This window comes from Janthinobacterium sp. GW823-FHT01H08 (assembly GCF_058797855.1).
The window spans coordinates 2,607,633-2,620,356 of record NZ_CM179504.1; the positions used below are offsets into that span (position 1 = coordinate 2,607,633).

A 12,724-nucleotide genomic window follows, 5' to 3' on the forward strand; every position below is an offset into this window, starting at 1 on the left:
ACCTTGATCGGGGAGCCGGGCCGATGCTGGAAGCGCAAGCGCTGGATAACCGACTGGTCGCCACCACTGGCGACGACGTGCTGATCGACCGCATTGTGCCCGGCGCGCCGCTGGTCATCGCCTTCGGCTTCGTCTCGTGGACGACGCGTCCCGCCTTCGATTTTTACGGGCGCCTGAGAAAGCTCGAGCAGGCCAGCGGGCAGCATCTGAACAAGATACTCGTGCGCGATTCGGGCAACGCCTGGTACCACCGCCGCATCGCGGGGCTGGGAAATCATGTCGATGAAACCGCGCAAGCCTTGCGCGATCTCGTGCGCCGCATCGCGCCAAGTACCGTCACCACCCTCGGCCAGTCCATGGGCGCGTACGCGGCCGTCATGTATGGCTTGCTGCTCGAGGCGCAGCAGATCGTCGCCTTCGGGCCGCTGTCTTTTCTCGACGTGCAGCAGGCGCGTTTGTATCACGAGCTGCGCTGGCTGCCCGTGATGGAGTCGCTGGCGCAGGACCCGCCGCTCTCGGGTTATTACGACCTGGCGGCCCTGTGCCGCGCCAGGGCCACCGAATATACGCGGATGCACCTGCTGTTCGGCACGCGGCCTGACGTGGCCAATCCCGGCACCAGCGCCAGCGAATCGGTGAACCTCGACGCCATGCACGCACAGCGCCTGGCCGCCTTCGGCCGCTGCACCCTGCATCCGTTCCCCCACTCGGGCCACGCGGTGGTGCAGCACCTGATCGACACGAAGCGCATCAACGGCTTGCTGGCCAGCTGCATACTCGGTCTCACCTTGGACGATGAACCGATGCCGGACATCAGCCGCGAATGGCAGGACTGGGTGGCGGAAAACCTGCGCCTGGGCTGCGCCGGCGAACAGCTGGTGGCGGTGCTGCAGCAGCACGGCTTTTCGCTGGCCAGCAGCATGGCGGCCGTGGATGCGGCGCGCGCCAAGGCCATATGACGCCGCAGTTCGAACTCGACACCCTGAAAATCCGCATTGCCGCTCCCGGACTGGCGGCGCTCGACCTGCGCGTGCGCGTGCAGCGCGCGCTGCGCCAGCTGATACTCGACGGCGTGCTGGCGCCCGGCGTGCGCCTGCCGGCCACGCGCACGCTGGCGCAATCGCTGGGCGTGTCGCGCGACACGGTGGAAATGGCGTATGCGCAGCTGCGCCTCGATGGCTATCTGCGGCGCCAGGCGGGATCGGGCAGTTTCGTCTCGCCGACGATAGGCGCGAGCTTGCTGGGCAAGCCTGCGACGACGCTGCCGCCCTTGTCCGCGCAGCCGGTGGCGCTCAGCGCGCGCGGCGCGCAGATACTCGCCAGCGGCGGCGTGGCCGACCAGCAAAGCGTGAAGGCGTTTGCCACGGGCTTGCCGGAAACGCGGGCCTTTCCGCTCGACGTGTGGGAGCGCTTGCGGCGCCAGGCGGCCGGCGAACACCATGCGGGCATGCTGCTGCACGGCGACCCGCAAGGGGCCGAGCCGCTGCGGCAGGCCATCGCCGACTATGTGAACCTGGAGCGGGGCGCGCGGGCCACGGCCGGCCAGGTGCTGGTGCTGAGCAGCACGCGCCAGGCCCTGTACCTGTGCGCGCAGGTGCTGGCCGACGCGCATGGCCCCATCCTGATGGAAGATCCCGGCTATTTCGGCGCGCGCAAGGCGTTCGAGATGGCGCAATTGCAGATCGTGCCCGTGCCCGTCGATGCGCATGGCCTGTCCATCGACCACCTGCGCGCGGACCGCAGCGGAGCCAACACGATTTATGTCACGCCGTCGCATCAATACCCGACGGGCGCCACCCTGGCGCTCGAGCGCCGCCTCGCGCTGACTGCCTGGGCGGCCGAGCGCCAGGGCTGGATCATCGAAGACGATTACGACAGCCAGTTTCACTACGCGGGCTTGCCGACGGCTTGCGTGCAGGGGCTCGACGCACAGCAGCGCACGATTTACCTGGGCACCTTCGCCAAGTCGCTGTATCCCGGTCTGCGCATCGGCTACATGGTGCTGCCGCCGGCGCTGGTGAAACCGATGACGTATGCGCGCAGCATTCTCGATGGTCATACGCCGCAGCTGGACCAGCTGACACTGGCCCGTTTCATCGCCGATGGCCATTTCGCGGCCCATGTGCGCGCCATGCGCAAGGTCTACGCCGTGCGCCGCGATGCGATGGCGCAGGCCGTGCAGCGGCATTTGCCGCACGTCGTCACGGCGCAGCTGCCGCCGGGCGGCTTGCAGATGCCATGTCTGTTGCACGAGGGCAGGGACGAGCTGGACACGCTGCGCCTGGCGGCGCAGGCGGGCATCGTGCTGCCTGGCCTGAGCCGCTTGTACGCGACGCCGCCGGAACGCGGCGGCTGGCTGCTGGGCTTTGCGGCGCTCACGCCGCACGAGATCGACAGCGGCATCGTCCGCCTGGCCCGCGCGCTGGGGTGAGCGCTGGGGTGAGCGCGCAAGTGGTCTGCCGTATGTGAAGAAATTGGCCTGCCTGAGCAGTCCATGTGACCATTAAGATGCTCCCTTTCAATGGCAGGGGCATACACATGACAGCAACCACCACCACCACCGCGATGGCCGACCGGACGCGCTGGCGCGACCTGGCGTCCCCCGCCATGGCGGCCTTCATCTCCGTCCTCGTCAACTATGGCGGCACCTTCGTGCTGGTGTTCCAGGCCGCCCAGCTGGCCCAGCTGAGCGCTGCGCAGACGGCGTCCTGGGTCTGGTCGCTGAGCATCGGCGTGGGCGTGACGGGCATCTGGCTCAGCTACCGCTACCGCGCTCCCATCATCACGGCCTGGTCCACGCCCGGCGTGGCTTTCCTGGCCACCGTCATGCCGCATACGCCGTATGCCGAGGTGATCGGCGCCTATATCGTGTCCGCCATCGCCTTCATTTTGCTGGGCATGTCCGGCGCCTTCGAGCGCCTGGTGCGGCTGATACCGGGCGGCATCGCGGCGGGATTGCTGGCCGGCATCTTGCTGCAGTTTGGCGTCAACGCGTTTGGCGGCGCCAGCGCCGACCCGGTGCTGGTCGTCGTATTGCTGCTGTCGTACGCCGTGCTGCGCCGTTTCACGGCACGTTTTGCCGTGGTGGGCATCATGCTGATCGGCCTGGCCCTGCTGCTGGCGCAGGGGCGCATCGATGCGCAAGGCATCGAACTGGCCCTGGCCGCACCCGTGTTCGAGATGCCGCGCTTTTCCGTGGCGTCGCTGCTGGGCGTGGCGCTGCCGCTGTTCCTGATTACGCTGACGGGGCAATACATGCCCGGCATGCTGGTGCTGCGCAATGACGGCTACGCCGTCAGCGCCAATCCGATTTTGACGGTGACGGGCCTCGGTTCGCTGCTCATGGCGCCGTTCGGCGCGCACGCCTTCAATGTGGCCGCCATCACGGCCGCCATCTGCATGGGCAAGGATGCCCATGCGGACCCGTCGAAGCGCTATGTGGCGGGCCTGGCGTGCGGCGTGCTGTACATCCTCGTGGGCATCTTTGGCGTGACCCTGGCCAGCCTGTTCATGGTCTTGCCGCGCCCCTTCATCACGGCGCTGGCGGGCCTGGCCCTGCTGGGCGCCATCGGCAACAGCCTGGCGCAGGCGATGGCGGACGCGCGCATGCGCGAAACGGCCCTGATTACTTTCCTGGCCACGGCCGCGAACGTGACCCTGCTGGGCGTGGGCGGCGCCCTGTGGGGACTGGCGGCGGGGCTGGCGGCGCATGGGCTGATGCATGGCTGGCGCAAGGCGGCATAGCAAGACAGGTTGCCCATGTTGCCAGCCGGCGCATACAATTGCTGCGCCCGTGCCCGTTGGCACCGTACTTTTCCCGATGTGAACGATGGACGACCTGACTTCCCTGGCGCAGTATCTGCTGGCGATCACGCCCGCCTTCCTCGTCTGCGCCGCCTTGCTGCTGGCCATTCCCCGGACGGTACCGCTGCTGCGCGTGCTCGTGCATATTCTGTTTTTCGTGCTGGCGCGCGACGCGATGACGGCGCACGGTTACTGGCAGGTGGCGGCGGGCGGCTTGCGTTTCACGGCGCCGCCGCCGGTCTTGCTGGCGCTGGGCGCCATGTCACTGGGGCTGGTGGCAAGTACTTGTTGGCTGGAAAGCGAGGCGCGCGGCCAGATCCGCTGGCTGGGCATGCGGCCAGCCCTGTCCGTGCTGCTCGCCGTGGCGGGCGCGTGCGTGATCGTTGCGCTGGCGATGGGCTTGAAAGCCGCGTTCGGCTTGCCGTCCTTGCCGCCCGTCGCGCCATCCACGCTGCCCTTGCTGCTGGGTTTTGCGCTGGCGGCCAACTGTTATGAGGAATTGCTGTTCCGCGGCTTGCTGCAGCAGCAATTGCGCGCCTGGCTGCCCGCCTGGCGCACGGCGCTGGTGTCGGGCATGCTGTTCGGCCTGTGCCACGCCTTTCTCGCCACCACCGTCACGCAGGTGGGCGCGCCCATCCTCGTGTTCACCGTGATCGAAGGCGTGGTGGCGGGGCTGGTATATTGCCGTGCCGGCTTGTTGGGCGCATCGCTGGCCCATGGCCTGGCGATTTTTGCGCTGGCGGCCGGCTGGGTGTGAATGTCTACTAATTAATGAAAAGCGAGAAAGCGATGCCTGTCAGTTCCTACCTGAATACCCGCCCCGTGCTGGGCGAAAGAGTCTACCTGCATGACACGGCGCAAGTGATTGGCGATGTGCAGATCGGCGACGACTGTTCCATCTGGTGCAACAGCGTGCTGCGCGGCGACGTCAACCGCATCGTCATCGGCGAGGGCAGCAATATCCAGGACTTTTCCATGGGCCATGTGTCGCACAGGAATGCGGCCAAGCCCGATGGCTCGCCCTTGACCATCGGCAAATACGTGACCATCGGCCATTCCGTGATTCTGCACGGCTGCACGATTGGCGACGAATGCCTGATCGGCATGGGCAGCATCGTCATGGATGACGTGGTGGTGGAAAAGCACGTGATGCTGGGCGCTGGCAGCCTGGTGTCGCCGGGCAAGGTGCTGGAAAGCGGCCATCTGTATGTGGGCCGGCCCGCCGCCAAGGTGCGCGCACTGACCGAGGCGGAGATCGCCTACCTGCGCTATTCGGCCGAGCATTATGTGCGCGTCAAGAACAATTATCTGGCCGGCGGCGGCGACGCCTGACCGCCAGCCAGCATTATGTGCGCGTCAAGAACAATTATCTGGCCGGCGGCGGCGACGCCTGACCGCCAGCGCCATCAAGGCGGCGCAGTTCCGGCCGCGGCGCCAGGTCGTGCGGCAGGCGCAGGCCTGACACGAGGCCCAGGCGCCGCAAGAGCAGCAGCATCCACCAGCCCGGGTCCCATTCGCCCGGCAGCAGGCCCAGCCTGGCTGAGCCCGGATACGCATGATGGTTGTTGTGCCAGCATTCGCCCATGGTCAGCAGCGACGTCAGGCGGATATTCCTGCCTTGTACGGCGGCGCCGTCGACATGAAAGTGCATGTGCCCATGGTTGTGGGCGAAGTAGCCGATCAGCCAATGGCCGAGCACGCCGGCGCTGACCCGCGCGCAGACACCCCAGCAGACGAAGCCCCAGCCGCCCCAGGCATAGAACAGCACGGCCCACGGCAATTGCTGCAGCATCCAGCTTCTTTCCAGGAAACGGTAAAAGCGGTCGAGCGCGATGCGCGGCTCGATGGCGATGTGGGGCGGGTGGTCGAGTTCCAGGCGGCAGAATAATTGCCACCAGGCATCACGCCAGAAGCCGGCGCCGTGGCGCAGATAGGGATGGCAAGCGGGCAGGCGCTGCGCATAGTCGCGCAGCTCGTGCTGGCGCAGCAGGCCCAGCGGGCCGCTGAGGCCCACCAGCACGCCCAGGTAGACGAGTACATATTCCAGCCATGGCGGGCATGCAAAGCTGTTGTGGATCAGCTTGCGGTGGCTGCCCAGCGAGTGGCCGAACAGCAGGACGACGGCCGTGCCGGCCGCGAACAGCAGCAGGCCGGCCCAGCTGAAGAAGCACAGGGCGCCCGTCACGGCGCCGGCCAGCATGACTAGCAGCCACAGCGATTGCACTGGTGCATAGCGCACCGTGCCGTCCAGTACGCTGCCGGCATGGGTGGCGCGGGCGCGGTGGCCGTCCAGGCTGGCTGCGGACATCAGCCCTTGGGGGCCGACGACGGTTGCGTGTACTTGTCGAAGTTGGTGATGTAGTCGTTGAAGTTGTCGGTCAGCATGCGCTTGTACTGTTCCGTGAAGAAGGCCACGGCGCCTTCCTTCTCTTCCTGCATCTTGGCCACGTCGTTGCTCTTGCTGGCGACGAGGAAGGCGTTGAAGCGGGCGGCCGCGTACAGCAGCGAGGTGGCCACTTCATTGCCGCCGCTGTGCATGCATTGTTCATTGGCCAGGGCGATGACCTGGTCGGCGCGTTCCCAGAATTCCGGGCCCGGTGCTGGTTTTGTCGTTGGTGTGCTCATAGAAATCCCTCATGAAAGTGCGCGCCAGTCTACACAGGGGGGCGCGGGCTGTCCAGCCGCGCGGCTGCCTGTCAGGGCGCTTGCAGGATCTGTGCGACCAGCACGGCCAGCGGCTGGCGGATGTCGAGCACCATGCCGGCTTCGTCCGGCAGCAGCGGCTGCAGGGTGGCCAGCTGGCTGTCGAGCAGGCTGGCCGGCATGAAATGGCCGGGGCGCTGCAAGCGGCTTTCCAGCACGGCGCGCGGGCCGTCCAGGTGGGCAAAGCGCAGGGCAGGATCGCCTTCGCGCAGCACGTCGCGGTAGGCGCGCTTCAGGGCCGAGCAGGAGACGACGAGGCCGCTGCCTTGCGCGCGGGCCGTGGCGATCCGGTCGCGCAGGGCGGCCAGCCAGCCGGCCCGGTCGGCATCGTCGAGCGCGATGCCGGCGGCCATCTTGGCCACGTTTTCCGGAGAATGCACGTCGTCGCCTTCCACGTAGGGCACGTGCAAGGCGTCGGCCAGCAGGCTGCCGACGGCGCTCTTGCCGCAGCCGGACACACCCATCACGACCCAGCGCACGGCGGGCACGCCCATGGTCAAGGGGCCGAGACGATGACGGTGACGCGGCGGTTTTCCGCCTTGCCCGTCTTGCTGGCATTCGAGGCCACCGGTTTGCTCATGCCCAGGCCCTTGACGCTGATGTTATCGCGTGGAATGCCCGATGCGCTCATGGCGTCGGCCACCACGTTGGCGCGCGCCAGCGACAGCTTGTTGTTGTACGCTTCCGTGCCTTCGTTGTCCGTATGGCCTTCCACGCGCATGTGCGTGATGCCCACTTTCAGCAGGGCGGCACTGATTTTCTGGATGGCCATGCGGCTCGGCGGCGTCAGCTTGGCGGCGTCGAATTCGAACAGCAGCTTGTCGGTAAAGCTCAGTTCCCAGCCTTCGTCGGTCTGGTTGAAGCCTTGCTCCTTCAGGGTGGCGACTTGCTCGGGGCTGAACAGCGGCTTGGTCTCGGGCGTGCTTTGGCAGGCGGCCAGCAGGCCCAGCATGAACAGGCCGAGTAAGCCGCGGCGTAATTGCTTGTAGATGAATTGCATGGTGTTGCTCCTTGGTTCAGGGGTGAATATGGGGTTGCGGCAGGCGCGCCACCTGGCGCGTGCCGCGCTGCGCCTGCTTCGCGCGGTACATGGCTTCGTCGGCCGCGCCGACCAGCGAGATGGCGTCGATGGCGTGATCGGGGAAGACGGCCACGCCGATCGTCAGCGAGCTGACGATGCTGTTGCCGGTGGGCAGTTCAATGGCTTGCGCCATGGCGGCGATGATGTTGTCGGCGATGTGCATGGCGTCGCTGCTGTTGCGCAGCGGCTTGAGCACGATGGCGAATTCGTCGCCGCCCAGGCGCGCCACCAGGTCGCCCTCGCGCAATTGCTGCTTGATGCGCGCGGCGATCGTCACCAGCACGCGGTCGCCCGAGGCATGGCCGAAGGTGTCGTTGATGTACTTGAACCGGTCGCTGTCGAGGAACAGCACGGCCACCTTGCCATTGCCGACCCGCGCTTCGAGGATGGCGCGTTCCAGTTCCGCTTCCATGAAGGCGCGGTTCGACAGGCCCGTCAGGCTGTCGTGGTTGGCGCGGTGCGACAGCGAAGCGTGTTCCTTCTGCAGGTGGCTTTGCCACGCTTCCAGTTCGTCGAGCAGGGCGTTGAAGTCGTCATTGATCTGGTTCAGCTCGGCAATATTGGCGGGCGGCACGCGCAGTTCGAACGAGCGGTCGCGCCGCACGCGGTGGGCCGTTTCCGCCAGGTGGCGCAGCGGCGACGTGATCTCCGTTTCCATGCTGCGCGACAGGCGCACGGCGACGACCAGGCTCAGCACCAGGCAAGCGAGCAGGCAGGTCAGGCCGCTGAGCAGGAAGGGCAGCAGGCTGCGGCTGTGCGGTACCAGTCTGATGCTGCCGATCGCCTGTTCGTTGCGCGTGATGGGGAAGGTCAGCGAATCGGGCAGCATCCAGCCCGTCAGCGCGCGTTCGATGTAGTAGCGCGTGCCGTGCTCGCCCCGTTCCCAGCGGGCCAGCACCTTGCCGGCCTGGTCGCTCACCTGCGCCTGGTCGATATCTTCATTGACGCCGATCAGGGCCAGCGCTTCCCTGGCGGCGAAGGAGTCGCCAAAGACGACGGCCCCTTCCACCGTATAGCTCATCGAACGGGCCACCAGGCGCAGGTTCTGGTCCGAATACACGCGCAGGGCCAGCAGCGCCACGGCCGTCAGGGTCAGGCCGGCCGCCAGCACGGCGATCAGCGACACGCTCAGGTGGGCGCGCCGCAGCACGCTGTCGAGCGTGGGGCGGGGCTTGCGGGCAGGCTTGTTGCTCATGCGGGCGCTCATGGCGGCGGTCCCTTGCGACGTGCAATTTGCAAGGCGTTCGGATGCACGCGCAGACCGCTGCGGGCGATGGCGTCGAGGTTGACGTCAAAGCCGATCTGCCCCTCGGCCAGGCGCAGGCAGAACATGGTGCCCACAGTGCAGGCCGTGCCCGGTTCGGCGACCGATAAAATCGGCTTGCCGATGATCTGCGTCAGCAGATGCTCGCGTTCGCCCTCGGGCAGGCTGCCCAGGTAGACGACGTCGCATTCGCTCGCGGCGCTTGCCAGCGCGGGGATTTTCACGCGGATGCGCTGGCCCAGGCTGGAGGCTGGCGTGTCGACGATGGCCGCGCCGTAGTGGGGCGCACCGAGCATGCACACGCGCACTTCCTGGCGCGCCACGGGCCAGCGCACATAACTGATGATGCCAAACAGGACCTGGGCCACTTCGGCCGGACGCCTGGCGTCGGCCGCCGCGCCCGCTTGCGCCCACGCCGCGCACGGCGCCAGCGCAGCGCAGGCGAGCAGCGCGGCCAGCAGCACGACAGCGGGCAGGACGGACGGCGCGGAGCGCTGCCGGTGGCGGGGGGAGGAGGGCACGGCGTCGGTGTCTTTATGCAGGTCGGTGGCTATTCAAATAGTTACTCAGCAACACAGACTCTACGGAAGTCCGTGTTGAAAGTAAATCACGGCATGACGCCATAAACCTTGCATTATAAACACGAATGTGAAAACTTGCATTCTTTACCATGAGAATTACTTATCAACACTGCCGTGGCGCGCTAAAGTGTTGCTATTCTTCCAGTGTCGCTTCCAGCAAGTCGATTTCGCGCAGCAGGCGCAAATGGATGGTGTCGTCCAGTTCGCCCGAGATACGGCGGCGGAACAGCTCGTCGCGCTCGGCATTGAGCGCTTCCAGGCGCAGCGCCCGTTCGGCCTTGGCCAGTTCCTGCAAGCGCATCGCCTCGTCGTTGCTGCTTTCGCCATAGGCGAGGCGGCGCCGGTAGGCTTCGATCAGGCGGTTGGCCGCCTCCGTGACGACTTGCTGCTTGTCATTCTTGTCGATGCCTTCGCACACTTTTTCCAGCCGCGCGATGGCCGCTTCAGCGGCGGCGGCGCGGGCATTGCGCTCTTCCGTCGAACGGCGCGCGGGCGGCGCGAATACGAGGCCCTTGGTCAGCAGGGGCAGGGTGACGCTGGCCAGCAGCAGCGACAGCAAAATCACGCCCATGGCCAGGAAGATGACGAGGTCGCGCGCGGGAAAGCGCGTGCCGTCGGGCAGGAACAAGGGCAGGGTCAGTATGCCGGCCAGGGTCAGCGCGCCGCGCACGCCCGCGAACGACGCCACCAGCAGCAATCGCAGGCTGGGGCGCGCCAGCAGCGCCGCGTCCTTCGGCTCGCCCGCCACCTTCTTGTGGTGCTTGAACAGGGTCAGTTTCATCGAGATGAAGACCCAGAGGAAGCGCATGAAGGTCAGCCCTACCGTGATGGCGATGACGAACAGCGGTAGTTTCCAGGCGCTGCCGGCGCCGATTTCGGCCGATGCGGCCGGCAAGCCGGCCACGGTGGCGGGCAGTTGCGCGCCCAGCATGACGAAGATCACGCCATTCAAGACCAGTTGCACGGTATCCCAGACGGCCTTGCGCTGGGTGCGCGTGGCGGCCAGCGGACGGCCGATCAGGTCGGCATAATGCATGGACACGCCCGCCGTGGCGGCGGCCAGGATGCCGGAGCCGTGGATTTGCTCGGCGCCCAGGTAGGCGGCGAACGGGATCAGGATGCTGATGAGGATTTGCAGGCCAGGCTCTTCGCCAACCTTGCTCACCAGCCATTTATTCGCCAGGCCCACGCCCCAGGAGATGCCCAGGCCGATGACGATGCCGCCGCCCGCTTCCTGCAGGAAACTCAGCGAGGCGGCGCCGATGGAAAAGCCGCCCGTCATCATGGCGCCCACGGCAAACGTGAAGCAGACCAGGCCCGAAGCGTCATTGAGCAAGGATTCGCCTTCGAGGATGTGCATTAGGCGCGGCGGGATGGGATTGCCTGCCGCGATGGCCGAGACGGCCACGGGGTCCGTCGGCGACAGGATGGCACCGAGCGCGAAGGCGACGGCCAGCGGCACGCTGGGGATCAGCCAGTCGATAAAGAAACCCATGCCCAGCACGGTAAACAGCACCAGGCCGATGGCCAGCATCAGGATCGAGCGCGCGTCGGAAAAGAAGGCGCCCTTGGGAATGCGCCAGCCATCGAGAAACAGCAGCGGCGGAATGAAGAGCAGGAAGAAGATGTCGGGATCGAGCGGCACTTGCACGCCAAACAGGGCCAATCCCGTACCGCCGGCGATCTGGATCAGCGGCAGCGGCAGCTTGACCCAGCGCGAGCGGGCGAGAAAGCCGCACAGGACGACGGTCAACACGAGGATGAGGATGATGGTAACGGTATGCATGAAGAAGCGGCGGCGTGCTGAAACGCTGATTATAAGGCGCAGCCCGCCTGCGGCACGACCTCCGTGTCATTGCGTACATACAACAAGTCACAATCGCGGTAAGATTGTCACCGTGGCCTTGTTGCGGCCGCCATTGGCTGGCGGTCCGTGCGCCTTGCTTTTACCCTGGCCTTTACTTTTCATTGGTTCCTGTTTTGCTCAAGAAAATCCTCACCGGCCTGCTGCTGTCGCTGGCATTGCTCATCGTCGCGGCGCTGGCCGCCTACCTGTATTACTGGCGCCCCGCGCTGGCGCCCATCGATCCGCCCGCCGCCACGGCTTTTTCCCCGCAAGTGGTGGAGCGGGGCCGCATCCTGGCCGGCATGGGCAATTGCGCCGCCTGCCATACGGCCAGGGGCGGCGCCGAGTACGCGGGCGGGCACGGCCTGGCCACGCCGTTCGGCACGATCTATGCGACGAATATCACGCCCGACAGGCAGACGGGCATCGGCCGCTGGTCGCTGGCCGCCTTCCAGCGCGCCATGCGCGAAGGCGTGGGCCGCGATGGCGCGCATTTGTATCCCGTCTTTCCGTACACCCATTTCAACCTCGTTTCGGACGCCGACCTGACGGCCCTGTACGCGTATTTCATGACGCGCCCGCCCGTGTACGCGGCGGCGCCCGCCAACAGCGTGCCGTTCCCCTTGAACCTGCGCCCCTTGCAGGCGGGCTGGAAGCTGCTGTTTTTCAAGCCGACCAGCTATCGACTGGACCCCGCGCAAGGGCTGGACTGGAACCGGGGCCGCTATCTGGCCGAGGGTCTCGCCCATTGCGCCGCCTGTCACACGCCGCGCAATGCGCTGGGCGCCGAGCTTGCCGGTTCGGCCTATCTGGGCGCGTCCATCGACCACTGGTATGCGCCGGCCTTGACCAGCGCCAACACGGCGCCCTTGCCGTGGACGCAGGACGAGCTGTACGCCTTTTTGCGCACGGGGGCGACGGCCTTGCACGGCGTGGCGGCAGGTCCCATGTCGGCCGTCGTGCACGAAGGCATGGGCGCGTCGCCCGACAGCGATATCCGTGCCTTGTCCGTGTATTTTGCCGGCGTGGCCGGGGCCGAGCAGCGCAAGGTGGATGCGGAGGCCGTGGTGAAAGCCGGCATCGAACGCTCGCAGCGCGTCAGCCTGGTCGACAACGACCGTGGCGCCAGCCTGTACGTGGCCGCCTGCGCGTCGTGCCATTCGAACAGCGATGGAAAACCCGCGGCCTTGCGCCCGGAACTGAGCCTGAACAGCGCCGTCAGCGCGCCCGATCCCGCCAACCTGATCCAGGTGATATTGCATGGCATCGGCAAGGACGAAGCCATGTCCGGCGTGCTGATGCCGGGCTTTGCCGCCTCGCTGACGGACAACGACGTGGCCAACCTGGCCGCCTATCTGCGCCGCAGCCGCAGCCACCAGCCGGCCTGGACGAACCTGGAAGCGGCCGTGGCACGCGCGCGCGCCGGCAAGTGATACTTGAAAGTG

At 66.6% G+C, this 12,724-nt stretch carries 13 protein-coding genes; 6 read left to right on the top strand and 7 right to left on the bottom strand.

Annotation, left to right across the window (positions count from 1 at the left end; translation table 11 throughout):
- Positions 1-23 precede the first annotated feature (23 nt).
- The 5 genes from AC3RCG_RS11715 to AC3RCG_RS11735 all read left to right on the top strand — a co-directional run bounded on the left by AC3RCG_RS11715 (position 24) and on the right by AC3RCG_RS11735 (position 5,136).
- On the top strand, positions 24-959 hold the full coding sequence (locus tag AC3RCG_RS11715; RefSeq protein ID WP_492403929.1) for a hypothetical protein: 936 nt from the start codon (positions 24-26) through the stop codon (positions 957-959).
- Positions 956-2,431 carry a MocR-like pyridoxine biosynthesis transcription factor PdxR gene (gene pdxR, locus AC3RCG_RS11720; protein WP_492403927.1) on the top strand — a complete coding sequence of 492 codons (1,476 nt, stop codon included), beginning with the start codon at positions 956-958 and terminating at the stop codon, positions 2,429-2,431. The genes AC3RCG_RS11715 and pdxR overlap by 4 nt, the downstream gene beginning before the upstream one ends.
- Positions 2,432-2,565: 134 nt before the next feature.
- Positions 2,566-3,744 carry a benzoate/H(+) symporter BenE family transporter gene (locus AC3RCG_RS11725; RefSeq protein WP_492404027.1) on the top strand — a complete coding sequence of 393 codons (1,179 nt, stop codon included), beginning with the start codon at positions 2,566-2,568 and terminating at the stop codon, positions 3,742-3,744.
- Between the two features lie 85 nt (positions 3,745-3,829).
- Positions 3,830-4,561, top strand: coding sequence for a CPBP family intramembrane glutamic endopeptidase (locus tag AC3RCG_RS11730; protein ID WP_492403925.1), 732 nt, complete (start codon positions 3,830-3,832; stop codon positions 4,559-4,561).
- 32 nt (positions 4,562-4,593) lie between these two features.
- Positions 4,594-5,136, top strand: coding sequence for a gamma carbonic anhydrase family protein (locus AC3RCG_RS11735; RefSeq protein ID WP_492403923.1), 543 nt, complete (start codon positions 4,594-4,596; stop codon positions 5,134-5,136).
- A gap of 34 nt (positions 5,137-5,170) precedes the next feature.
- On the opposite strand, the gene AC3RCG_RS11740 is transcribed toward AC3RCG_RS11735, so the two are convergent.
- From AC3RCG_RS11740 to AC3RCG_RS11770, 7 genes are all read right to left on the bottom strand, one after another.
- Positions 5,171-6,112 (bottom strand): acyl-CoA desaturase, encoded by a 942-nt coding sequence (locus AC3RCG_RS11740; protein WP_492403921.1) that lies wholly within the window; start codon positions 6,110-6,112, stop codon positions 5,171-5,173.
- The gene (locus AC3RCG_RS11745) at positions 6,112-6,429 is read right to left on the bottom strand and encodes a DUF3144 domain-containing protein (RefSeq protein ID WP_034782889.1); all 318 of its coding nucleotides are present in this window, start codon (positions 6,427-6,429) and stop codon (positions 6,112-6,114) included. Before AC3RCG_RS11745 ends, AC3RCG_RS11740 begins: the two co-directional genes overlap by 1 nt.
- A 71-nt stretch (positions 6,430-6,500) precedes the next feature.
- Complete coding sequence (locus AC3RCG_RS11750; RefSeq protein WP_492403918.1) at positions 6,501-7,001, bottom strand: gluconokinase; 501 nt, start codon at positions 6,999-7,001, stop codon at positions 6,501-6,503.
- A 2-nt stretch (positions 7,002-7,003) separates the two neighbouring features.
- A complete protein-coding gene (gene yfiB / locus AC3RCG_RS11755) occupies positions 7,004-7,507 on the bottom strand; it encodes an outer membrane lipoprotein YfiB (RefSeq protein ID WP_083287130.1) in 504 nt (167 codons plus the stop codon).
- Positions 7,508-7,523: 16 nt separating this feature from the next.
- Positions 7,524-8,783 carry a diguanylate cyclase DgcN/YfiN gene (gene dgcN, locus AC3RCG_RS11760; protein ID WP_492403916.1) on the bottom strand — a complete coding sequence of 420 codons (1,260 nt, stop codon included), beginning with the start codon at positions 8,781-8,783 and terminating at the stop codon, positions 7,524-7,526.
- Positions 8,784-8,791: 8 nt separating this feature from the next.
- Positions 8,792-9,373: a regulatory sequestration protein YfiR gene (gene yfiR / locus AC3RCG_RS11765; RefSeq protein WP_492403914.1), complete on the bottom strand. Its 582-nt coding sequence runs from the start codon at positions 9,371-9,373 to the stop codon at positions 8,792-8,794.
- Between the two features lie 193 nt (positions 9,374-9,566).
- Positions 9,567-11,219 carry a Na+/H+ antiporter gene (locus AC3RCG_RS11770; RefSeq protein ID WP_070218232.1) on the bottom strand — a complete coding sequence of 551 codons (1,653 nt, stop codon included), beginning with the start codon at positions 11,217-11,219 and terminating at the stop codon, positions 9,567-9,569.
- A 194-nt stretch (positions 11,220-11,413) separates the two neighbouring features.
- On the opposite strand from AC3RCG_RS11770, the gene AC3RCG_RS11775 reads away from it, so the two are divergent.
- Positions 11,414-12,712: a cytochrome c gene (locus AC3RCG_RS11775; protein WP_070311467.1), complete on the top strand. Its 1,299-nt coding sequence runs from the start codon at positions 11,414-11,416 to the stop codon at positions 12,710-12,712.
- Positions 12,713-12,724 lie beyond the last annotated feature (12 nt).

What these genes read in the sequence shown, in the direction of transcription:
- AC3RCG_RS11715 (WP_492403929.1), top strand. Translation starts at nt 24, where the DNA reads ATGCTGGAAGCGCAAGCGCTGGATAACCGACTGGTCGCCACCACTGGC.
- pdxR (WP_492403927.1), top strand. Translation starts at nt 956, where the DNA reads ATGACGCCGCAGTTCGAACTCGACACCCTGAAAATCCGCATTGCCGCT.
- AC3RCG_RS11725 (WP_492404027.1), top strand. Translation starts at nt 2,566, where the DNA reads ATGGCCGACCGGACGCGCTGGCGCGACCTGGCGTCCCCCGCCATGGCG.
- AC3RCG_RS11730 (WP_492403925.1), top strand. Translation starts at nt 3,830, where the DNA reads ATGGACGACCTGACTTCCCTGGCGCAGTATCTGCTGGCGATCACGCCC.
- AC3RCG_RS11735 (WP_492403923.1), top strand. Translation starts at nt 4,594, where the DNA reads ATGCCTGTCAGTTCCTACCTGAATACCCGCCCCGTGCTGGGCGAAAGA.
- AC3RCG_RS11740 (WP_492403921.1), bottom strand. Translation starts at nt 6,112, where the DNA reads ATGTCCGCAGCCAGCCTGGACGGCCACCGCGCCCGCGCCACCCATGCC.
- AC3RCG_RS11745 (WP_034782889.1), bottom strand. Translation starts at nt 6,429, where the DNA reads ATGAGCACACCAACGACAAAACCAGCACCGGGCCCGGAATTCTGGGAA.
- AC3RCG_RS11750 (WP_492403918.1), bottom strand. Translation starts at nt 7,001, where the DNA reads ATGGGCGTGCCCGCCGTGCGCTGGGTCGTGATGGGTGTGTCCGGCTGC.
- yfiB (WP_083287130.1), bottom strand. Translation starts at nt 7,507, where the DNA reads ATGCAATTCATCTACAAGCAATTACGCCGCGGCTTACTCGGCCTGTTC.
- dgcN (WP_492403916.1), bottom strand. Translation starts at nt 8,783, where the DNA reads ATGAGCAACAAGCCTGCCCGCAAGCCCCGCCCCACGCTCGACAGCGTG.
- AC3RCG_RS11770 (WP_070218232.1), bottom strand. Translation starts at nt 11,219, where the DNA reads ATGCATACCGTTACCATCATCCTCATCCTCGTGTTGACCGTCGTCCTG.